18 protein-coding genes are annotated in these 18,670 nt (G+C 70.1%); 9 read left to right on the forward strand and 9 right to left on the reverse strand.

What is annotated here, in order from left to right; translation table 11 throughout:
- Positions 1-573, reverse strand: a complete 573-nt coding sequence (locus HCA44_RS11050) for a helix-turn-helix domain-containing protein (RefSeq protein WP_346764673.1) — start codon at positions 571-573, stop codon at positions 1-3.
- Positions 574-755: 182 nt separating this feature from the next.
- Between HCA44_RS11050 and HCA44_RS11055 the strand changes: the two genes are divergently transcribed.
- From HCA44_RS11055 to HCA44_RS11075, 5 genes are all read left to right on the forward strand, one after another.
- Positions 756-2,246: an aldehyde dehydrogenase gene (locus tag HCA44_RS11055; protein ID WP_169648592.1), complete on the forward strand. Its 1,491-nt coding sequence runs from the start codon at positions 756-758 to the stop codon at positions 2,244-2,246.
- A gap of 47 nt (positions 2,247-2,293) precedes the next feature.
- Positions 2,294-3,067, forward strand: a complete 774-nt coding sequence (locus tag HCA44_RS11060; protein WP_169648593.1) for an SDR family oxidoreductase — start codon at positions 2,294-2,296, stop codon at positions 3,065-3,067.
- Positions 3,064-3,960, forward strand: a complete 897-nt coding sequence (locus HCA44_RS11065; RefSeq protein ID WP_169648594.1) for an NAD(P)-dependent oxidoreductase — start codon at positions 3,064-3,066, stop codon at positions 3,958-3,960. The genes HCA44_RS11060 and HCA44_RS11065 overlap by 4 nt, the downstream gene beginning before the upstream one ends.
- Positions 3,953-4,345: a carboxymuconolactone decarboxylase family protein gene (locus HCA44_RS11070; protein WP_169648595.1), complete on the forward strand. Its 393-nt coding sequence runs from the start codon at positions 3,953-3,955 to the stop codon at positions 4,343-4,345. The genes HCA44_RS11065 and HCA44_RS11070 overlap by 8 nt, the downstream gene beginning before the upstream one ends.
- A 126-nt stretch (positions 4,346-4,471) precedes the next feature.
- Positions 4,472-5,044: a class I SAM-dependent methyltransferase gene (locus HCA44_RS11075; RefSeq protein ID WP_169648647.1), complete on the forward strand. Its 573-nt coding sequence runs from the start codon at positions 4,472-4,474 to the stop codon at positions 5,042-5,044.
- Between the two features lie 7 nt (positions 5,045-5,051).
- Here the strand turns inward: HCA44_RS11075 and HCA44_RS11080 are convergent, their stop codons facing one another.
- From HCA44_RS11080 to HCA44_RS11100, 5 genes are all read right to left on the reverse strand, one after another.
- Entirely contained in the window at positions 5,052-6,092 is a 1,041-nt protein-coding gene (locus HCA44_RS11080; protein WP_169648648.1) for a prenyltransferase, read from the reverse strand.
- A gap of 80 nt (positions 6,093-6,172) precedes the next feature.
- Entirely contained in the window at positions 6,173-6,922 is a 750-nt protein-coding gene (locus HCA44_RS11085) for a methyltransferase domain-containing protein (protein ID WP_169648596.1), read from the reverse strand.
- On the reverse strand, positions 6,922-8,163 hold the full coding sequence (locus HCA44_RS11090; protein WP_169648597.1) for a glycosyltransferase family 4 protein: 1,242 nt from the start codon (positions 8,161-8,163) through the stop codon (positions 6,922-6,924). The genes HCA44_RS11085 and HCA44_RS11090 overlap by 1 nt, the downstream gene beginning before the upstream one ends.
- A 46-nt stretch (positions 8,164-8,209) precedes the next feature.
- The gene (locus HCA44_RS11095; RefSeq protein WP_169648598.1) at positions 8,210-9,064 is read right to left on the reverse strand and encodes an LLM class F420-dependent oxidoreductase; all 855 of its coding nucleotides are present in this window, start codon (positions 9,062-9,064) and stop codon (positions 8,210-8,212) included.
- Between the two features lie 203 nt (positions 9,065-9,267).
- A complete protein-coding gene (locus HCA44_RS11100) occupies positions 9,268-10,188 on the reverse strand; it encodes a LysR family transcriptional regulator (RefSeq protein WP_169648649.1) in 921 nt (306 codons plus the stop codon).
- A 259-nt stretch (positions 10,189-10,447) separates the two neighbouring features.
- Between HCA44_RS11100 and HCA44_RS11105 the strand changes: the two genes are divergently transcribed.
- Positions 10,448-11,659 (forward strand): Glu/Leu/Phe/Val dehydrogenase dimerization domain-containing protein, encoded by a 1,212-nt coding sequence (locus HCA44_RS11105; RefSeq protein WP_240945461.1) that lies wholly within the window; start codon positions 10,448-10,450, stop codon positions 11,657-11,659.
- A 13-nt stretch (positions 11,660-11,672) separates the two neighbouring features.
- Here the strand turns inward: HCA44_RS11105 and HCA44_RS11110 are convergent, their stop codons facing one another.
- Complete coding sequence (locus HCA44_RS11110; protein WP_169648600.1) at positions 11,673-12,428, reverse strand: PP2C family serine/threonine-protein phosphatase; 756 nt, start codon at positions 12,426-12,428, stop codon at positions 11,673-11,675.
- Between the two features lie 158 nt (positions 12,429-12,586).
- On the opposite strand from HCA44_RS11110, the gene HCA44_RS11115 reads away from it, so the two are divergent.
- Positions 12,587-13,006, forward strand: a complete 420-nt coding sequence (locus tag HCA44_RS11115; RefSeq protein WP_169648601.1) for a hypothetical protein — start codon at positions 12,587-12,589, stop codon at positions 13,004-13,006.
- 10 nt (positions 13,007-13,016) lie between these two features.
- On the opposite strand, the gene HCA44_RS11120 is transcribed toward HCA44_RS11115, so the two are convergent.
- Positions 13,017-13,625, reverse strand: coding sequence for a hypothetical protein (locus tag HCA44_RS11120; protein WP_169648602.1), 609 nt, complete (start codon positions 13,623-13,625; stop codon positions 13,017-13,019).
- Between the two features lie 99 nt (positions 13,626-13,724).
- Complete coding sequence (locus tag HCA44_RS11125) at positions 13,725-15,101, reverse strand: NAD-dependent succinate-semialdehyde dehydrogenase (protein WP_169648603.1); 1,377 nt, start codon at positions 15,099-15,101, stop codon at positions 13,725-13,727.
- 182 nt (positions 15,102-15,283) lie between these two features.
- Between HCA44_RS11125 and aztD the strand changes: the two genes are divergently transcribed.
- Together aztD and HCA44_RS11135 are read left to right on the forward strand one after the other, a co-directional pair.
- Complete coding sequence (gene aztD, locus HCA44_RS11130) at positions 15,284-16,591, forward strand: zinc metallochaperone AztD (RefSeq protein WP_240945439.1); 1,308 nt, start codon at positions 15,284-15,286, stop codon at positions 16,589-16,591.
- 138 nt (positions 16,592-16,729) lie between these two features.
- Positions 16,730-18,664 (forward strand): hypothetical protein, encoded by a 1,935-nt coding sequence (locus HCA44_RS11135; RefSeq protein ID WP_169648604.1) that lies wholly within the window; start codon positions 16,730-16,732, stop codon positions 18,662-18,664.
- Positions 18,665-18,670: the final 6 nt, after the last annotated feature.

The raw sequence follows: 18,670 nt of genomic DNA on the forward strand, positions 1-18,670 counted from the left end.
TCACCTCAGAACCAGTGCGGCCGACGCTTCGAGCCTGTCGGCGATGTGTTCGTACGAGCTGAGCCCCAGGCCGGCCTGCACGAGAGCGCCCGCGTAGACGAGCTCGAGGGTCGCGACGACGCCGGGATCGGCGCCGGGGCCGAGCGCGTCGCGCAACCGCTGATTGATCAGCATGCCGATCTTGAGGCGGAGCCCCTGGACGTCGGGATCCGTACTGAGCAGCGCCGACGTGCACGCCGCGGCGAGCTCGGGTTCGTCCGACACGAGCAGAGCGAGCGAGCGCAGCACCGCCGACACCCGCTCGCGGGGCGACGCGTCGGCGCGCGAGTCGACGACACTCGCTTCGAGTTTGCGCCAGAAGACCTCGGCGACCAGGTGTTCCTTGGACGAGAAGTACGTGTACGCGGTGGCGGGCGCGACGGAGGCACGGGCCGCGACATTGCGCACGGTGAGACCTTCGTGCCCCGCGACGCGCAACTCGGCGACGGCCGCCGACGTCAGTCGCGTCAGCGTCTCGACATTGCGTCTCGCCGACCTGCGCTTACGGGGTTCTTCCGACGTTTTGCTGGACACGTGTCTACACGTTACGCACGACATCGAGAAGTGGCAAGCATTCGTTGCACATCCGTACCTGAAGTGTCTGACTTGCACGGCGTGACAGTGCTTTTCGGCACCCACCGGCGACGCTCGGCTCCGTTCGCGAGCTTCGGCGGAACCCTTGCGGGTCGATGTGAGGTGGAATACAGTCCGGACACATGTCCGAAAACAGCGCCGGTACGACCGGGCTCGTCCCCGGCGATCACACGTCCCTGTTCATCGACGGCCACGCGGTCGAGGGCGCGGGCGGCCGATTTCCCACCGTCGATCCCGCCACCGAAGAGGTGCTGGGCACCGCGGCCGACGGCACGGCCGACGACATGGATGCCGCCATCGCGTCCGCCCGCACCGCCTTCGACACCACTGCGTGGCGCGACGATCACGCGCTGCGCGCCCGCTGCCTGCGACAACTGCACGACGCGCTCACCGCCGACGTCGAGCGTCTGCGCGCGCTCACGATCGCCGAGGTGGGCGCGCCGCGCATGCTCACGAGCGGTGCACAACTCGAAGCGCCGCTCGACTACCTGCCGTGGTACGCCGACCTGATCGAGTCGTACGCGTGGACCACCGACATGGGCGTCGCGGCACCGATGGGCATGCGCAGCAAGCGACGCGTCGAGCGCGAGGCCGTCGGCGTCGTCGGCGCGGTCACGCCGTGGAACTTCCCGCACCAGATCAACTTCGCGAAGGTCGCGCCTGCGCTCGCCGCGGGCAATACCGTGGTTCTCAAACCGGCACCCGACACGCCGTGGTGTGCGGCGGAGATCGCGCGAATCGCACACGAGCACACCGATATTCCGCCCGGTGTGTTCAATGTCGTCACGAGCAGCGACCACTCGGTCGGCGCGATGCTCAGCTCCGATCCGCGGGTCGACCTCGTCTCGTTCACCGGCTCGACGGCCACCGGCCGCGCTGTCATGACCGCGGCCGCGCCCACCCTCAAGAAGGTCTTCCTCGAGCTCGGGGGCAAGTCCGCCTTCGTGGTACTCGACGACGCCGACATCGCGTCCGCGTGCTCGATGGCGGCGTTCACGGTCGCGACGCACGCCGGCCAGGGCTGCGCGATCACGACGCGACTACTCGTGCCACGTGCACACTACGACGATGCCATCGCGGCCACACGTGCCACGATGTCGAGCCTGACGCCGGGCGACCCACGCGACGCGGGCACCGTGTGCGGGCCGCTCATCTCGCAGCGCCAGCGCGACCGCGTGGAGGGCTACATCGATCTCGCCGTCACCGAGGGAGGCAAGATCGAGTGCGGTGGCCGACGGCCCGACGGACGCGATCGCGGCTTCTTCGTCGAACCCACGCTGATCTCCGGACTCGACAACTCCGCACGCGCGGCGCAGGAGGAGATCTTCGGCCCCGTCCTGGTCGTGCTGCCGCACGACGGCGACGAGGACGCGATCCGCATCGCGAACGACTCGCCCTACGGGCTCTCCGGCGCGGTGTACGGCACCGACCCCGCGCGCATCGATCGCGTCGTCCGCGGAATCCGCACCGGCACAATGGGTGTCAACGGCGGCGTATGGTACGGCGCCGACGTCCCCTTCGGCGGCTACAAGCAGTCGGGCATCGGCCGCGAGATGGGTGTCGCGGGATTCGAGGAGTATCTCGAGACGAAGCTCGTCGCCGAACTCGCCTGAGCATCCACCCAGTATCCCGATACCGAGAACGAGAGAAGGCACTCCCCATGACCAACACGAGTCCGCACGTCGCGCGCTTCGACGGCAAGGTCGCCGTCGTCACCGGCGGTGCGCAGGGTATCGGCGAGGGCTACGCGCGCGCCCTCGCCGCGGAAGGCGCGTCGGTGGCCGTGGCCGATCTCAACCGCGAAGCGGGATCGTCCGTGGTCAAACAGATCCGCCAGGACGGCGGCAAGGCGACATTCGTCGAGGTGGATGTCGCGCAGCCGGAGTCGGCGGAGGCGATGGCGCAGGCCGTCGTCGACGAGTTCGGCGGCATCGACCTGCTCGTCAACAACGCCGCGATCTACGGCACCATGAAACTCGACCTGCTGCTCACCGTGCCCTGGGACTACTACAAGCGCTTCATGAGCGTCAATCTCGACGGCGCGCTCGCGGTCACGCGCGCGGTGTGGCCGCACATGCAGGCCCGCGGCGGCGGCGCGATCGTCAACCAGTCGTCCACCGCGGCGTGGCTGTACTCCGGCTTCTACGGGCTCGCCAAGACCGGTGTCAACGGACTCACCCAGCAGCTCGCAACGGAACTGGGCGGCAACGGCATCCGCATCAATGCGATCGCACCCGGTCCGATCGACACCGAGGCCACCCGCACCGTCACGCCCGGCAACATCGTCAAGGACATGGTGTCGAAGATCCCGCTCAAGCGGATGGGCACGCCCGAGGATCTGGTGGGCATGTGCCTGTTTCTGCTCTCGGACGAGGCGTCCTGGATCACCGGCCAGATCTTCAATGTCGACGGCGGACAGGTCGTGCGGTCGTGAGCGCTCCGGTCGGTTTCGTCGGACTCGGGCAGATGGGCGGGTCGATGGCCCGCAAGCTGGCCGACTGGCCGGGCGGGCTCGTGGTGTCCGATGTCCGCAGCGACGCCACCGAATGGTTCCGCGAGCACGGCGCCACCATCGCGGCCTCTCCTGCGGAGGTCGCCGCGGCTGCCGGCCACGTCTCGATCGCGGTGCTCGACGACAAACAGGTCGCCGAGGTCGTCGCGGGTCCGGAGGGTGTGCTGTCCACCGCGGCGCCCGGCACGGTCGTCGCCATCCACTCGACGATCGACGCCGCCACCGCAGAGTCCCTCGCGCGGGCCGCCGAGAAGGTCGGCGTGCACGTCGTCGACGCACCGGTGTCGGGCGGCGCGATGGGTGCGCGGGGGGGCACGCTCGCGGTCATGGTCGGCGGGTCGGACGAGGCGTTCGAGGCAGTGCGCGAGCCGTTCTCGCGTTTCTCCGACAAGGTGGTGCACGCGGGCCCGGTCGGGTCGGGCACGCGCATGAAACTCGCACGCAATCTGCTGCACTTCGTGTCGTTCACCGCGGCCACCGAGGCGCAGCGACTCGCGGAAGCGGCGGGCCTCGACCTCGAAGCACTCGGCGACGTCGTGCGGCACTCCGACGCCGTCACGGGAGGCCCGGGCTCGATCATGTTGCGGCCCACCGCAGCGCGCATCGAAGACGGCGACCCGTGGCTGCCCATCCTGTCGCACGTCCGTGATCTCGGCGAGAAGGACCTGTCGCTCGCACTCGCGGTGGCCGACGGGTACGGCGTCGATCTCCCGCTCGCTCGGCGCGCACTCGCCGAACTCGGCGACGGCCTCGGCGTCGGTGCCGGGCCGCTGGCCGACCCCGCCCCCCCCTCCTCGAGGAGCAACGATGACTGAGACACCCGAAACCACCCCCGACGCGACCGAGACGCGCAAGCGCGGGCTCGAGACGATGTCGAAGGTGTACGGCTGGGAAGTCCAGGACGGGCCAGGAGCGTTCTTCGCGACCACGGTCGATCATCTGTTCGCCGACATCTGGAATCGGCCGGACCTCACGATCCGCGACCGTCGGCTCCTGCTGCTCGGTGCGCTGTCGGCGCAGGGCATGGACGATGTCGTCGAGATCCAGGCGACGGCGGCCCTCGGCAACGGCGAGCTCTCCCCCGACGAGTTGCGCGAGATCGGGCTGTTCCTCACGCATTACGTGGGCTGGGCGATGGGTTCGAAGATCAGCATGCTGCTCGAACGGCTTGCGGGCAGACACGAGCGTGACGCGTCCTGACCCGGCCGGTAGGGTTCAGGAATCACGCACACCGAGGAGAGGCCGCCCGTGTCCGACCTTCGATCGACCACCACTCCCGCACTGCCGCAGCGGCTGCGCGCCGTTGCGGAAGGCGCGACGGGCTTCATGCCTGCGCGTGAGGGCGAGGCCCTGTTCGACGCCGCGGTACTCCTGCCCGAGGGCTCGGTGATCGTCGAGATCGGCACGTACTGCGGCAAGTCCGCCGTGTATCTCGGTGCGGCAGCTGCCGTCACGGGCGGCCGCGTCGTCACGATCGACCACCACCGCGGCTCCGAGGAGCATCAGGTGGGGTGGGAGTACCACGACGAGTCGCTCGTCGATCCGCACACCGGCCTCATCGACACGGTGTCGCGTTTCCGCCGCACCATCGCCGATGCCGAACTCGAGGACGTCGTCGTCGGCATCGTCGGGCGCTCGTCGTCGGTGGCGCAGGTGTGGAACACCCCGATCGACATGCTGTTCGTCGACGGCGGCCACACCGAGGCCGCCGCGGCAGGCGATTACGACTCGTGGGCGCCGCACGTGCGTGCCGGCGGGATCCTCGCGATCCACGACGTCTTCCCGAATCCCGAGGACGGCGGCCAGGCACCGTTCCACATCTACGAGCGCGCGCTGGCCGACGGCTTCGTGGACGTCCGCACGGTCGATTCGCTTCGCCTCCTGCGTAAGCCGGCCTGAGCGTCGCTCACCGCACCCGGTCGGTCACGCTGCGATCACCGAGCAGGGTGGCGCGCAGGACATCCGCACGGAAGACCTCGGCGCCGGCCGTGGTGGCACTGAGCGCGTCGGCCGCCAGCACCATTGCACCCGCGGTCCACGTGGAACATTCCACCGGCCAACGCTTTCCGTCGTCGTACACCAGGCCCGTCCAGTACGACCCGTCGCGCTCGCGCAGATGCTGCATGTTCGCGAACTGTTCGCGCGCTCGTTCGGGCATACCTGCCGCGACGAGTGCCATGACGAGTTCGCAGGTTTCGGCGCCGGTGACCCACGGGCGGTGGTCGACGCACCTGGCTCCCAGGCCCGGCACGACGAAACGATCCCACGACGCGGCGAGGTGCGCGCGTGCAGCAGCCCCGGTGAGCGCTCCGCCGAGGACCGGGTAGTACCAGTCCATCGAGTACTCGGACTTGTCGGCGAACGCATCGGGGTGCTGCTCGACGGCGTGCGCGACGCGCACTGCCGCGAGTTCCCACCCGGGTTGCGGCTGTGTCAGGTGGTCGGCGATCGCGATGCCGCAGCACAGCGCGTGGTGGATGCTCGCGTTTCCGGTGAGCAGGGCGTCCACGCCGTCGAGATCGTCGGCGTCGGTCCACACGAATTCGCCCCGGGCGCGCTGGAACCGGAGCACGAAGTCGAGCGCACGGCGCACCGTCGGCCACAGGTCGGCGAGGAAGTCGGCATCGCGGGTGACGGCGAAGTGATGCCACACGCCGACCGCGATGTACGCGCAGAAGTTGACGTCGAGGCTGTCGTCGGTGACGACTCCCTGTTCGTAGCGGGACGGCCACGATCCGTCCGGGCGCTGCGTGCGCTGCGACCACCGGTAGGCGGCGTCGGCTTCGTCGACGAGGCCGCAGACCGTGAGGGCCATCGCCGATTCGACGTGATCCCACGGGTCCACGTGTCCCCCGGGAAACCACGGGATCGCGCCGGAAGCCTCCTGCGCCCTGGCGATCGACAGGCCGGTCTGCAGGCATTGCTCGGCGGTCAGCACGCCCTCCACGGCGGGTACCGAGCCGGCAGGTCGTGACCCTGCCGGGAGGTCACCGCTTCCGTGCGTGAGACGTACCTGCGCGTCGCTCGTCACGAGCGCTCCGGCGCAGCCGAATCCGGGCCTGCGGAGAGCGGTTTCGTGAAGTAGAGGACGACACTCTTGCCGATCAGGGGGTCGAGTACCTTCTCGGCGGTGCGGGTGAGCGCAGGTGCGGACATCATGTCCCACACGAGCATCGAGTGATACGCCCGCACGGCGGGGTGGGTGTCGCGTTCGACGCCGACCGCGCACTTGAGCCACCAGTACGGCGCGTGCAGCGCGTGTGCGTGGTGGCGGTGGGTCTCGACGAGCCCCGCCGCGACGAGTTTGCGCGCCAGTTCCGAGGCACGGAAGATGCGCACGTGCCCGCCCTCGTTCGCGTGGTACTCGTCCGACAGCGCCCAGCACACGCGCTCGGGGAGCCACCGTGGCACGCTGACCGCGACGGTGCCACCCGGTCGGACGACGCGCACGAGTTCGGCGATGGCGGTGTCGTCGTCGGGAATGTGTTCGAGGATCTCGCACGCGAGTACGCCGTCGAAATGTCCGTCCGGATAGGGCAGCGCGAGCGCATCGCCCACGACGGTCTCGGCCGTGGCCGACTCGGGCACCTCGCCCGCCTCGGCCATCGCGTCGAACATGTCGCGCACACCCTTGAGCTCGACCTCGTCGGCGTCGAACGCGATGACATCGATGCCGCGGCGGTACAGCTCGAACGAGTGCCTGCCCGCGCCCGCTCCGACGTCGACGACCTTGTCGCCCGGCCGGAAGCCGAGGCGGTCGAAATCCACTGTCAGCATCAGGAGTTCCTTTCCCTGCGCGCTCGGGTGCGAGCACTGTCGTACACCGCTTCGGTGGCGGCCGCCACGGCAGCCCAGCTGTAGCGTTCCTCGGCCCGCGACCGGCCGCGCGCGCCGAGTGCCGCTCGACGCTGCGGATCGTCCAGCAGTGCCGCGAGCGTCGCGGTGAGGGCTTCGGTGTCGCCGGGCGGCACGAGGTCGGCGCACAGCCCGTCGGCGCCGACCACCTCCGGGATGGCTCCGGCCCGCGACACGACGAGCGGTGTGCCGCAGGACATCGCCTCGACGGTGGGCAGCGAGAACCCCTCGTACAACGACGGCACACACGCGATCTCGGCCGAGGCGAGCAGAGCGGCGAGTTCGGCGTCTTCGAGACCGGACGAGATGTGCACGACGTCGCCGAGATCGAGCTGGTCGATCAGCCGGCGGGTGGGCCCGTCCGGATCGCACTTGGACACGAGCTGCAATTCGACGTCGCGTTCGGTGCGCAACTTGGCGACCGATTCGAGTAGGTGCCGTACGCCTTTCAACACGACGTCGGCGCTCGCGACGGCCACGATGCGCCCGGGGACGCGTGGCGCGTCCGACGGCCGGAACACGTCCGTGTCGACGCCGAGCGGTGCGACGGTGATCGCGTCGTCGTGTACGCCGAATGCGTCCGCGATGTCGGCGGCCGACGAACTCGACACCGTGAGCACCCGGGGGAGTCTGCGCGCGACGAAACCCTGCATCCGCACGAACCCGTACCAGCGGTGGACCATCGGCTTGCGCCACCACCGTGCCGCCTTCAGGTCGAGCGTGCGATCACGCGAGATGGGATGGTGGATGGTCGCGACCATCGGCGACGACCGCGCCACCGCCAGCAACCCGAAGCCGAGGCACTGGTTGTCGTGCACGACGTCGAACTCGCCGCGCCGCGCACGCAACTCGCGTGCGGCGCGCAGGCTGAACGTGAGCGGCTCGGGAAAGCCCGCCGTCCACATCGTCGCGACCTCGAGCACGTCGATCCAGTCCCGGAACTCCCGCAGCCGAGGCGTGCGGAACGGATCGGGCTCGCGATACAGATCGAGGCTCGGCACCTCGGTGAGTGTGACGCGTGGATCGAGCGCGGGATAGGGCTGCCCCGAGAACACCTCGACGTGGTGCCCCCGGTCGGCGAGCGCCTTGCTCAACCGCTCGACGTAGACTCCCTGGCCGCCCACATGCCGCTTGCTCCGGTACGACAGCAGTGCAATGCGCACGTCGCCCTCCCCTCCTGCCCTGCCGGGCTCCTCCGCGGTGACCGCCTCAGCGGCCGCCGAGTGCGAGCTTGCCCGCCAACCTCTCGACGTAGGCGACGACCTCGGCCTCGGCTTTGTCGGGCATGCCGTACACGACCTCGGTGACACCGAGATCGCGCCAGCGTTCGAGCCGTTCGGCGTCGGGCTTGAAGTCGAGCACGACGATCTCGGGCTCACCCTCGCGGCCCGCGTCGCGCCACATCTTCTGCAGCAGCCGCACGCGGTCGTCGATCTCGGACTCGCCGGGCGTGCTGATCCAGCCGTCGGCGCTGCGGCAGATCCACGCGAAATTCTTCTCGGTGCCCGCCGCACCGACGAGCGTGGGAACCCGCGGCTGCTGGATCGGCTTGGGCCATGCCCAGCTCGGGCCGAAGGTGACGAATTCGCCGTCGTACTCGGCCTGTTCCTGCGACCAGAGGGCCTGCATCGCCTCGAGGTACTCGCGCAGCATGGTGCGCCTGCGCTTGGGCGGTACTCCGTGATCGGCGAGTTCGTCGGTGTTCCAGCCGTAGCCGACGCCGAACGTGACCCGGCCGCCGCTGAGATGGTCCAGCGACGCAATCGTTTTCGCGAGGGTGAGCGGGTCGTGCTCGACGGGGATCGCGACGGCGGTGCCGAGCCGGATGGTGCTGGTGACCGCTGCGGCCCCGCCCAGCGAGACCCACGGGTCGAGAGTGCGGGCGTACCGGTCGTCGGGCAGTGCGGCACCGCCGGTCTGTGGATGCGCGGCCTCGCGGCGGACCGGGATGTGGGTGTGCTCGGGCACGTAGAACGAATCGAAGCCGAACCGTTCGGCCGCGGCCGCGGCAGGCGCGGGAGCGATACCTCGATCACTGCTGAACAAGACCAATCCGTACCGCATGCAGCACCTTTCGGTTCGCGACGTTGCATCGTGCCTTCGCGCCGGACGGGAGACGCACTCGCGACCCGCCGACCGAACGTGCCGCGAAGTGTAACCTGTTTCACTTTTTCGCACCAGATGGTGCGGGACGCCGCGGTCGGCACGCGATCTCGTGACCACCGGCCGAACGAGTTCGTTCTACTACCGCCCCGCGCCGAACCGGTTCACGTGGTCGCGTGGTCGGCAAGACCGAGGGTGCGAGCCGCGTCGCGCACCGCCCCGATCACCGACTGCAGCGACGGGCGGGCCGCGCTCGCCGTCCGGTACGCGACCGACACGGTGCGCACGAGGGGGTCGTCGACCGGAACGATGTCGAGCTCGCTCGGCCGCAGCATGAGACCGAGATCGGACACGAGCGTGACGCCGAGGCCCGACGCGACCATCGCGAGCGCGGTGGCCTGCTCGCCCACCTCGTGCCGGATGCGCGGCTCGAAGCCCGCGGTGTTGCACGCGCGACGCACCGACTTGCCGAAATGCGAGCGCGGGCCGGACAGGATCCACGGCCGGTCGGCGAGCTCGGCGAGCGCGATCGACCCGCGCGTGTGGAGGCCACGCGGGAGTACCGCGTGCATACGCTCGACGGCGATGATCTCGCGCGCGAGGGCGGGATCCCACGTGAGGGGGTAGTTGGAGTACTCGATCACGAACGACAGGTCGAGCGCGCCGTCGCGTACCGCGCCTGCCGTCTCCTCGGGCGCGAGTTCCTTCGTGCGGACCTCGATGCCCGGGTGCGTGCGTTCGAGTTCGCTGAGCGCGAGCGGCAACAGCCCCGCCGCGACCGACGCCCACACCCCCGCGGTGAGACGTGCCGTGACTCCGCTCTGGGCGGTTTCGAGCGCGAGACCCGCACGTTCGACGGCCGCCAGGATCTCCTCGGCATGCTCGGCGAGCACGACCCCCGCCTCGGTGAACAGCATCCGTCTGCCCTGGCGTTCGAACAACCGTGTGCCCGATTCGCGTTCGAGTTGGGCGAGCTGCTGGGACACCGCCGACACCGTGTAGTTGAGCGACTGCGCCACGGCCGTCACGGTGCCACGCCTGCTGAGCTCACGGAGCAACTTGAGTCGATGCAGCGAGAACTCCATCACCACACGATATGCGGTACCCGCGTCCTCGGCCCGCTCCTCGGCGAGAGTCCACATTTCATGAACGGATCGGTCCACGAAGAGTAACTGGACGTGCCCGCTCACCAGGGCACATGCTGAGACCAGCGGACGAAATCCGCATCATCCGGCAGCGGCCAGGCGCGTTCCCCGACCGGGGGCGGGCCCGGTGGACGCTGCCCGCAACAGTTCCGCCCACGACAATCCGGGAAACGGGGGACTCGACATGACGACGATCGACATGCGCACAGGGAACCGGTCGACCTCGGCCGCGGCCGTCACGCACCCCTCACGTCCCGAACCGATCATGCGGATCGAGTGGACCGACCCGGTGACCCACACCGTCGGCTATCTCGTCGTCGACACCCTGGTGTCGGGCATGGCGACGGGTGGCACGCGAATGCGGCCGGGGTGCACGCTCACCGAGGTCGAGGACCTCGCGCGCGGCATGTCCGCCAAGACCGCGATGTTCGACCTGCCGATCGGCGGCGCGAAGGGCGGCATCGACTTCGACCCCAAGGACCCGCGTGCCGACGAGGTACTCGAGCGGTTCTGCGACGCGATGCGTCCGTTCCTCGACCGGCACTGGGTGACGGCCGAGGACCTCGGTGTGCCGCAACACCGCATCGACGCGGTGTTCGCGCGGCTGGGGATGCGGCAGTCGTACCACGCGGCGATCGAACGTGCGGCCGACCCGCAGCGCACCGCCGAGCGCGTCATGGCCGGCCTGTGCGCACACGCACCGGGCGGGTTGCTCGGCGACGTCATCGGCGGATACGGCGTGGCGCAGGCATGCTTGGCCGCCGCGCAGAACTGGAACTGGGACCCTGCGCGGTGCACCGTCGCGGTACAGGGTGTCGGCACGATGGGCGGCGGCGCCGCGTGGTACCTGCACGACACGGGCATGAAGGTCGTCGCGGTCGCGGACGCCGCGGGCACCCTGTTCGATCCCGCAGGCCTCGACGTGCCCGCGCTGCTCGACACGCGCGACGAGTACGGCGAGATCGACCGCACGCGCGTTCCCGCACACGTCGAGCGGCTGCCGCGCGATGTCGTCCTCGGAGTGGAGGCCGACTTTCTGATTCCGGCCGCGGTGTCGTACGCGCTCACCGAGGCCAACTGCGATCAGGTACGTGCGAGTGTGGTCGTCGAGGCCGCGAACGCCGCGACGACGCCGCACGCCGAAGCCGCCCTCGCGGCCCGCGGCGTCGCAGTGGTGCCGGACTTCGTCGCGAACGCGGGCGCGGTCGCGTGGGCGTGGTGGCTCCTGCTCGGCTACGTCGGATCGGAGCCGCAGGATTCGTTCGACCGCCTGCGCGCCGCGATGCACGACAAGGTGGGCACGCTGCTGCGGGCGTGGCAGCCGGGCACCGGGACGCTGCGCGCCGTGGCCGAGCTGCTGACGGCGTCGAAGGCACACGAACGGGCCAACACCACGATCACCGTGCCCTGACGCGGCGCGGCGTTCACGCGTCGGCGAAGCGCAGAATCGCGATCGTGATGTTGTCGTGGCCGCCGAGCTCGCACGCGAGCCGCACGAGCGCGACGGCAGTTTCGGTGTCGCTGCTCGCGCGGTCGTCGGCGTCGCCGAGGCGCAGTGCCTGCGCGACGGCCTCGTGACTGACGAGATCGGTGAGGCCGTCGCTGCACATCACCACGGCGATGTCGGCGCCGCACTCGACGGGGGTGACGTGGACGTCGAGCGGCGCCCGCGTGGCCCCGAGGGCCTGGGTGAGCCCGCCGCCGTAGCCGACGTCGGGCTCGCTGAGTTCGCGGGCTTCGCCGTCGGCACAACGCAGCACGGTCGAGTCGCCGACGTTGAACGCGAGCACGGATCCGTCGGCCGCGAGATGCACCCCCGCCGCGGTGGTGCCCATCCCCGAGAACGCCTCGTCGTCCTCGCCCATACGGTTGAGCTGGTCGGCGACCGCCTGTGCACGAGCCGCGAGGGCATCGGCCGCGCCGTCACGGCCCTCGGGATCGAGCGGTGCGCTGAGGATTTCGGCCGCGAGCCGTGACGCCACCTCGCCCGCGAGATGACCGCCCATGCCGTCGCACACGACGACTGTCGACCCGCTGCCGCGCGCGATCCGCACCTGCAGCACGCGGCCGTGCTCGCCGTGCAGCGCCCAGCCGTCGACACCGACGGCGTCCTCGTTGTGATCGCGTACCCGGCCGAGATCGGTGACGACGGTTAACAGCGCCGAACTCCCGGATTCCATTCACATACCGTACGACGCACGCGGTACCGGCACGCCGGATCCGCGCGCGCCGGCGTCGACGCGGACGGAAGCGGCGGCGCCGAGGTATGGCGTGTGTCACCGTTTGCCCAGTTCAGAGCACATTTCGGGGACAATGGGTGGTGACGGAGGTGGTCACCATGGCGCATCACACGCCGACCCACATCGTGCGCCGTACCGAAGAACTGCGACGAGCCGTCGCGGAGTGCTGTGCGCACGTCACCTACGCGACGCGTCTCGCGGCCGGGACCGACGCGCGGGGCTGTGAACTGACCGTCCGGCCCGTCCGCAGCGGGCCCGACGCCTTCACCGAACTGATGCGGGCCGTGCAGTCCTATCCCGCACCGACACCCTGCGGCGACACCGACGGCACGCGCGCAGGTGCCGACACATTCGAGGACGCGCACGTCACGCCCGCCGAGGCACTGCACGCCGCCGACCGTGCGCTGCTCCGGGCGATCGACGCCGTGCGGCGGGCCGAACTCGCGGCCACCGCCGCGGTACTTGCCGCGCACCACCAGGTGCCCCGGCAACCAGGGCACGACACCGAACGCGGCTGACCGGCGCCGGTCAGCGTGCGCGCAACAGGGCGCGGTGATGCGCGGCGACCGTCGTCTCCAACTGGTTGTCCGTCCAGTCGGCGTGTTCGGCGTGTTCGACGAACACCGGCCGGCTCGCACCGAGGGCGCGGGCACACGAGACGAGCTCGTGCTCGATCTCGCGGGCAGGAACGGTGGCGACCCACTCGGGGTCGATCGCGACGCGCGTGACGACGAACCGGTCGGCGCTCACGGTGACGGCGGGGGCGTCGCCGCGGGTGCGGGCGTCACCCGACGCGACGAAACGCGCGCCGCCGGTGACCGAGTCGCGCACGCGGCGGTACTCGAGCGCCGTCGACGTCCGCAGCAGGGTGCTCAGCACCGCACGCCGCGCAGGGACCGGCGCGAGCACGCGGAAGTGGTTGTCCTCGAAACGTTTCCCCTTGGCGACACGCAGCGCAGTGCGGTATCCGTCCATGACGGCCGACGCGACGTGGGTGGGCGCGACCCAGTGGTGCAGCGCGTCGTCGATCCACACGTCGACCGGGAGCAGACCGTTGCCGAGTGTCATCGCCACCAGGGCACGAGGCCCGGGGCCACCGACCGCCGTCGCGTCGCTTCCGATTCCCCCCGCGTTCACACATCCCCCCAGATCGCCCGTCCTGCACGGTCCCTGCGTGCCTCCCCGTGGCACGCAGGGACTCTAACCCACGCCGAGTGACGGCGGCATCCCGGCCGGTCAGCGCTCCGAGGTACGGCGCAGCTTCGCGTTGGCGAACTCGTGGATTCCCCACTTGCCGAGCTCGCGACCGTATCCGGACCGTTTGACGCCACCGAACGGAAGACCCGGCAGCGTCGTGCCGTGTTCGTTGACGTAGGCCATGCCGACGTCGAGGCGGTCCGCGACGGCACGTGCCGCGTCGAGGTCGCGTCCCCACACCGACGCGCTGAGCCCGAAGGTGGTGTCGTTGGCCAGAGCGACCGCCTCGTCGACCGAGTCGACGCGGTACACGACCCCGACCGGACCGAAGATCTCCTCACGATAGGCATCCATGTCGGACGTGACGCCGGTGAGCACCGCGGGCTTCATGAACGCACCCTCACCCGCCAGCGGTTCGCCTCCGGTGTGCAGCGTGGCGCCCTGCTCTACGGCCCGGCGCACCTGTTTCACGACGCCGTCCCGCGCGTCGACCGACGACAGCGGCCCGACCTGTGTGCCATCGTCGGACGGGTCGCCGACCACCGCGGCGTCGAACTCGCGCACGAGTGCGGCGACGAACTCGTCGTAGTACTCGCCTGGCACGATCATGCGTTTGGGCGAGTTGCACGCCTGCCCGCAGTTCGACAACCGGGCGCGCGCCGCGATTCTCGCCGAGCGTGCGAGGTCGTCGGTGTCGAGCAGGATCAGCGCGTCCGAGCCGCCGAGTTCGAGCACCGACTTCTTGAGGTTGTCCGCCGCGGTACGAGCGACGGCCGCGCCCGCTGCTTCGCTGCCGGTCAGCGAGACGCCGCGCACCGCGGGATCGGCGATGACGTCGGCGACCTGGTCGCTCGTCGCGAACAGGTTGACGTACGCGTCGGCCGGCACGCCTGCGGCGTGGAGGACTTCTTCCATGAGCAGCGCCGACGCGGGACAGATCGACGCGTGCTTGAGCAGCACGGTGTTGCCGAGGACGAGATTGGGCGCCGCGAACCGGGCGACCTGGTAGTAGGGGTAGTTCCACGGCATGACGCCGACGAGCGGGCCGATCGGCTCGTACGTGACCACGGATTCGAGTGCGGGTGGCACGTCGAGTTCGTCGCGCGCGAGCAATTCCGGACCGTGCTCGGCGTACCAGCGGTAGATCGCGGCCGCCAGTTGCACCTCGCCGAGCGCTTCCTTGCGGGGCTTGCCCATCTCCTTCGTGATCGATGCCGCGAGTTCGTCCTGACGCGCGTCGTACAGGTCCGCCGTCGCGGCGATCGCACGGGCGCGGTCGGCGACGTCGGTGGCGCGCCACCGGGAGTACGCGGCGGCCGAGCGTGCGATCGCGTCGCGGACGCCGCCGTCGTCGAGCGTGTCGAACTGTCGTTCGGTGCGGCCCGTCGTGGGGTCGATTGTCGCGTATTTGCTCATGGTTCGAGGCTACCCACGCAGGCACCCCGCGCAATCATGGATTCCGGGCGTAACATGCTGCGGCACAGCATTATTGACGACAGTGGCATTGTACGCCTCGACGGGCGCGCGGTGGGTCCACATGCCGACATTCGCATCATCTACTTTGACATTCGTTTTCATTAACGGTTGATTAGCGATCCATGCCCGTACTCACCCCCTCCCGCGGCTTCCGGCCGCCCGGCCCGAAGGGCCACCCGCACCTACCCGGCCCGACGCGCTCGGCACCGACCTGGTCCGGTGCGCTCACCGTGCTCACCACCGCCGCCCTCGTCGCCGCGTGCGGCAACGGCGGCGCCGACGACGTGAGCGCCACCCCCGTCGACCACGCGACGCCGCGCGTCGCGCTCTCCTACGACGGCGGCATCATGGTTCTGGACGGCACACCGAACGGGCACGGCCCGCTCGACCTCGTGGCAGACCTCCCGACCACCGACATCGCGGGCGCCGACGTCCCCTCGGGCCTGGTCCGGCTCGATCCCGCGGGCGACGACCGCCACGTCGCGATCAGCGCCGGCCCCGGATTCTCGATGCTCGACCTCGGCACCTGGAGCGACGGCGCCGCGCACTGGACCGCCGACCCCGCCACGACCGGCATCCGGTTCGGCGCGGAGGAACCCGGCCACGTGGTGCCGCACGCCGGGCGCACCGCACTGTTCGACGACGGCACCGGACTGGTGCGCGTCTTCGATCCCGCGCAACTCGCATCGGGCGAGACGCCCGCGACGACCGAGTACACGACCCCGTCGCCGCACCATGGCGTCGCGATCCCACTCGACGACGGAGGCCTCGTCGTGACGGACGGCACGGAAGACGAAAGGCACACCGTGCGCGCGTTGGACGCGGACGGGCACGAGATCGCGCGTACCGACGACTGCCCGGGCGTGCACGGGGAATCGCTCGCGCGCGGCGCGATCGTGCTCGGCTGCGAGAACGGTGCCGTCGTGTTCTCCGGAGGCACGTTCACCAAGCTCGCGGCACCCGACGTATACGGCCGCATCGGCAATCACGCGTCGGACGAGTCGTCGCCGGTCGTGCTCGGCGACTACAAGACCGATCCCGACGCCGAACTCGAACGGCCCGAACGTATCTCGCTGGTCGATACCGAGCGCGGCGAGATCGCACTCGTCGACCTCGGCACGAGCTACTCGTTCCGCTCGCTCGCACGCGGCCCGCACGGCGAAACCGTCGTGCTCGGAACCGACGGCGCGCTGCACGTCGTCGAACCGGATACCCGGGCGGTGACCGGCGTGGTGCCGGTGATCGACGCATGGACCGAACCCGAACGGTGGCAGGCGCCGCGGCCCGCGGTCTTCACGATCGATCACACTACGTACGTGACCGATCCGGCGCGCAGCATGCTGCACACGGTCGACCTCGAGTCGGCCCGCGTGACGTCGTCGACACCGCTTCCCCACGTGCCGAACGAGATCAGCGGCACCACAGGCTGACCGACCACGCGAAAGCGCTGTGCAGGTAGCCCCCGACCGGTACCGTCGGCACGGTCGTACCAGGAACGGCACGGTCGTGCCGACCGGACCGAAGGGGGCGCGATGCGCTGGGGCACACGAGTTCGCCGGACAACCGCCTTGGTCGTCGCAGGCCTCGTGTCCACGATCGTGCTCGCCACTCCCGCCGGACACGCACAACCCACCGATTCTCCCGCGCCCGCGCCGGGCACCACGCAACTCGGTCTCGGGACACTCGGTCTCGGTGAGGACATCACATTCCGTGGCAACCAGGACCAGGTCTCACTCGCCGTGCCTGTGCCGCAGGGCCTTTCCCCGACAGCACTCACCGGCACGGTCGACCTGCCCGCCAACCTCGCCCGCGGTTGGATCGACGTCGTATCGGACGATCGCACTCTCGCACGTGTCGAACTTCCCGCCTCCCCCACGGCGAGCGGCCCGATCACGATTCCGCTCACCGGCGCACGGATCGACACGAATGCCGTCGTGGTCGAGCTGCGGCTGACACTCCTTCCGCTCGACGGTATCTGCCCCGACGACTGGTCGGGCCGCAGCGTCACACTGCACGACGTCGCCGTCGGCTACGACGGCACCGCGACGAACCCCACGGTCGTCGCCGACTTCCTGCCTCCCGTTCTCGAACAGCTGCGCGTGTACGTTCCACCGTCGCCGGACGCCGCGGAGGCCGACGGCGCCGTCGAGGCGGCGGCCGCTCTGGTCGCGCACTACGGCAACCAGCATCCGCGAGTCGAGTTGCGGCCGTTGCCCGCGGACGGCCGACCCGACCTTGCCGACAGCCCGTTCAGCCGGTCGGTCGTGATCCTCCGCGGCGACGAGGCGGCGACCGAGTTGGTCCCGGTCCCGGAAGGTCCTGCCGCACTCGCACTCCGCGGCGACGGCGACCAGCTGACCGACCAGGTGCGTCTGCTCACGAGCAATGTGTCGGCGCTCGCCGTCGACAGCAAGGCGACGGCAGGGTCGATGGACGCGCCTCCCGAGCTGCGCGGAGACGGCTCCACCTTCGCCGATCTCGGAATCGGTACCCTCACCTCCACCTCACACGGCCGCGTACAGGTGAGCGCGTCGATCAACCAGGACCGGATCGGGCACGCGGTCCGGGGCATGCGCGTACACCTGCAGGGCAACTACACTCCCCTGCCCGCGTCGCAGAGCGGACTGATCACGGTCTCGGTCGGTAACGACGTCCTCGCTTCCTGGGCCGCCGACGCGAGCGGGCAGATCGACCGCTGGGTCGAGATTCCCGACGCGGATCTCGAACGGAACACGACGCTCGACGTCACGCTCGAGACCACCGGTGCCACGACGCAGTGCGGGCTCGAGCAACCGATCACGTTGACTCTGCTGCCACAGAGCCAGGTGCGCACGGATCCGGCCGAGGGCGGCGGCACATCCGGCTTCCAGGCACTGCCCCAAGCGCTCGAGCCGGCATTCGACGTCGCGGGCAGCGAAGGAGATTTCGACGACCTCGCGCGGGCGGTGTCGATCGTGACCGGGTTGCAGAGCATCACCACCGCGCGCCTCGAACCCACGTGGGTGCCGATGGAGGAGGCGGTCTCGTCCGAACGCCCCGCGGTACTGGTGATCGCCGACGGGCAGATCCCGGACGGCATCGACCTCCCGCTCGACGCGTCCCAGGACACGACCCTCGAGCTGACGTACCCGGACGACGGCGGCCGGAGCACCGTCACGCTCGGCTCGGGTGCACAGTTCGCGTCCTTGCAGACCACGTGGGACGGCACGCGACAGCTCGTCGTCGCCGATGCGACGAGCGTGCCGACCGAGCTCGACCGCACGCTCGACTGGCTGGCCGCCGATCCCCAGCGCTGGCCCGGCCTCACCGGCGACATCCTCTTCACGGCGCAAGGCCGTGAGCCCGTCGAACTGTCGTTGCAGCAGCAGGCCGTCCCGCCGACGGATGCGGGCACGTCCGGGGTGGTGCGGGCGGTTCTCGTATCGGTAGCGGTCCTCGTGGTGGTCGGCATCGCCCTCGCGATCTGGTTCACGCGCAGGCGGCCCGGGCGCTCCGCGCAGTGACGGCGG

It is taken from the genome of Rhodococcus sp. HNM0569 (assembly GCF_012726205.1).
In the GTDB taxonomy this organism is placed as follows: Bacteria; Actinomycetota; Actinomycetes; order Mycobacteriales; family Mycobacteriaceae; genus Rhodococcus_F.

Bases quoted from the DNA above. Each gene is read 5' to 3' on its own strand.
- HCA44_RS11055 (WP_169648592.1), top strand. From the start codon at position 756: ATGTCCGAAAACAGCGCCGGTACGACCGGGCTCGTCCCCGGCGATCAC.
- HCA44_RS11060 (WP_169648593.1), top strand. From the start codon at position 2,294: ATGACCAACACGAGTCCGCACGTCGCGCGCTTCGACGGCAAGGTCGCC.
- HCA44_RS11070 (WP_169648595.1), top strand. From the start codon at position 3,953: ATGACTGAGACACCCGAAACCACCCCCGACGCGACCGAGACGCGCAAG.
- HCA44_RS11075 (WP_169648647.1), top strand. From the start codon at position 4,472: ATGCCTGCGCGTGAGGGCGAGGCCCTGTTCGACGCCGCGGTACTCCTG.
- HCA44_RS11085 (WP_169648596.1), bottom strand. From the start codon at position 6,922: ATGCTGACAGTGGATTTCGACCGCCTCGGCTTCCGGCCGGGCGACAAG.
- HCA44_RS11095 (WP_169648598.1), bottom strand. From the start codon at position 9,064: ATGCGGTACGGATTGGTCTTGTTCAGCAGTGATCGAGGTATCGCTCCC.
- HCA44_RS11100 (WP_169648649.1), bottom strand. From the start codon at position 10,188: ATGGAGTTCTCGCTGCATCGACTCAAGTTGCTCCGTGAGCTCAGCAGG.
- HCA44_RS11105 (WP_240945461.1), top strand. From the start codon at position 10,448: ATGCGCACAGGGAACCGGTCGACCTCGGCCGCGGCCGTCACGCACCCC.
- HCA44_RS11110 (WP_169648600.1), bottom strand. From the start codon at position 12,428: ATGGAATCCGGGAGTTCGGCGCTGTTAACCGTCGTCACCGATCTCGGC.
- HCA44_RS11115 (WP_169648601.1), top strand. From the start codon at position 12,587: ATGGCGCATCACACGCCGACCCACATCGTGCGCCGTACCGAAGAACTG.
- HCA44_RS11125 (WP_169648603.1), bottom strand. From the start codon at position 15,101: ATGAGCAAATACGCGACAATCGACCCCACGACGGGCCGCACCGAACGA.
- aztD (WP_240945439.1), top strand. From the start codon at position 15,284: ATGCCCGTACTCACCCCCTCCCGCGGCTTCCGGCCGCCCGGCCCGAAG.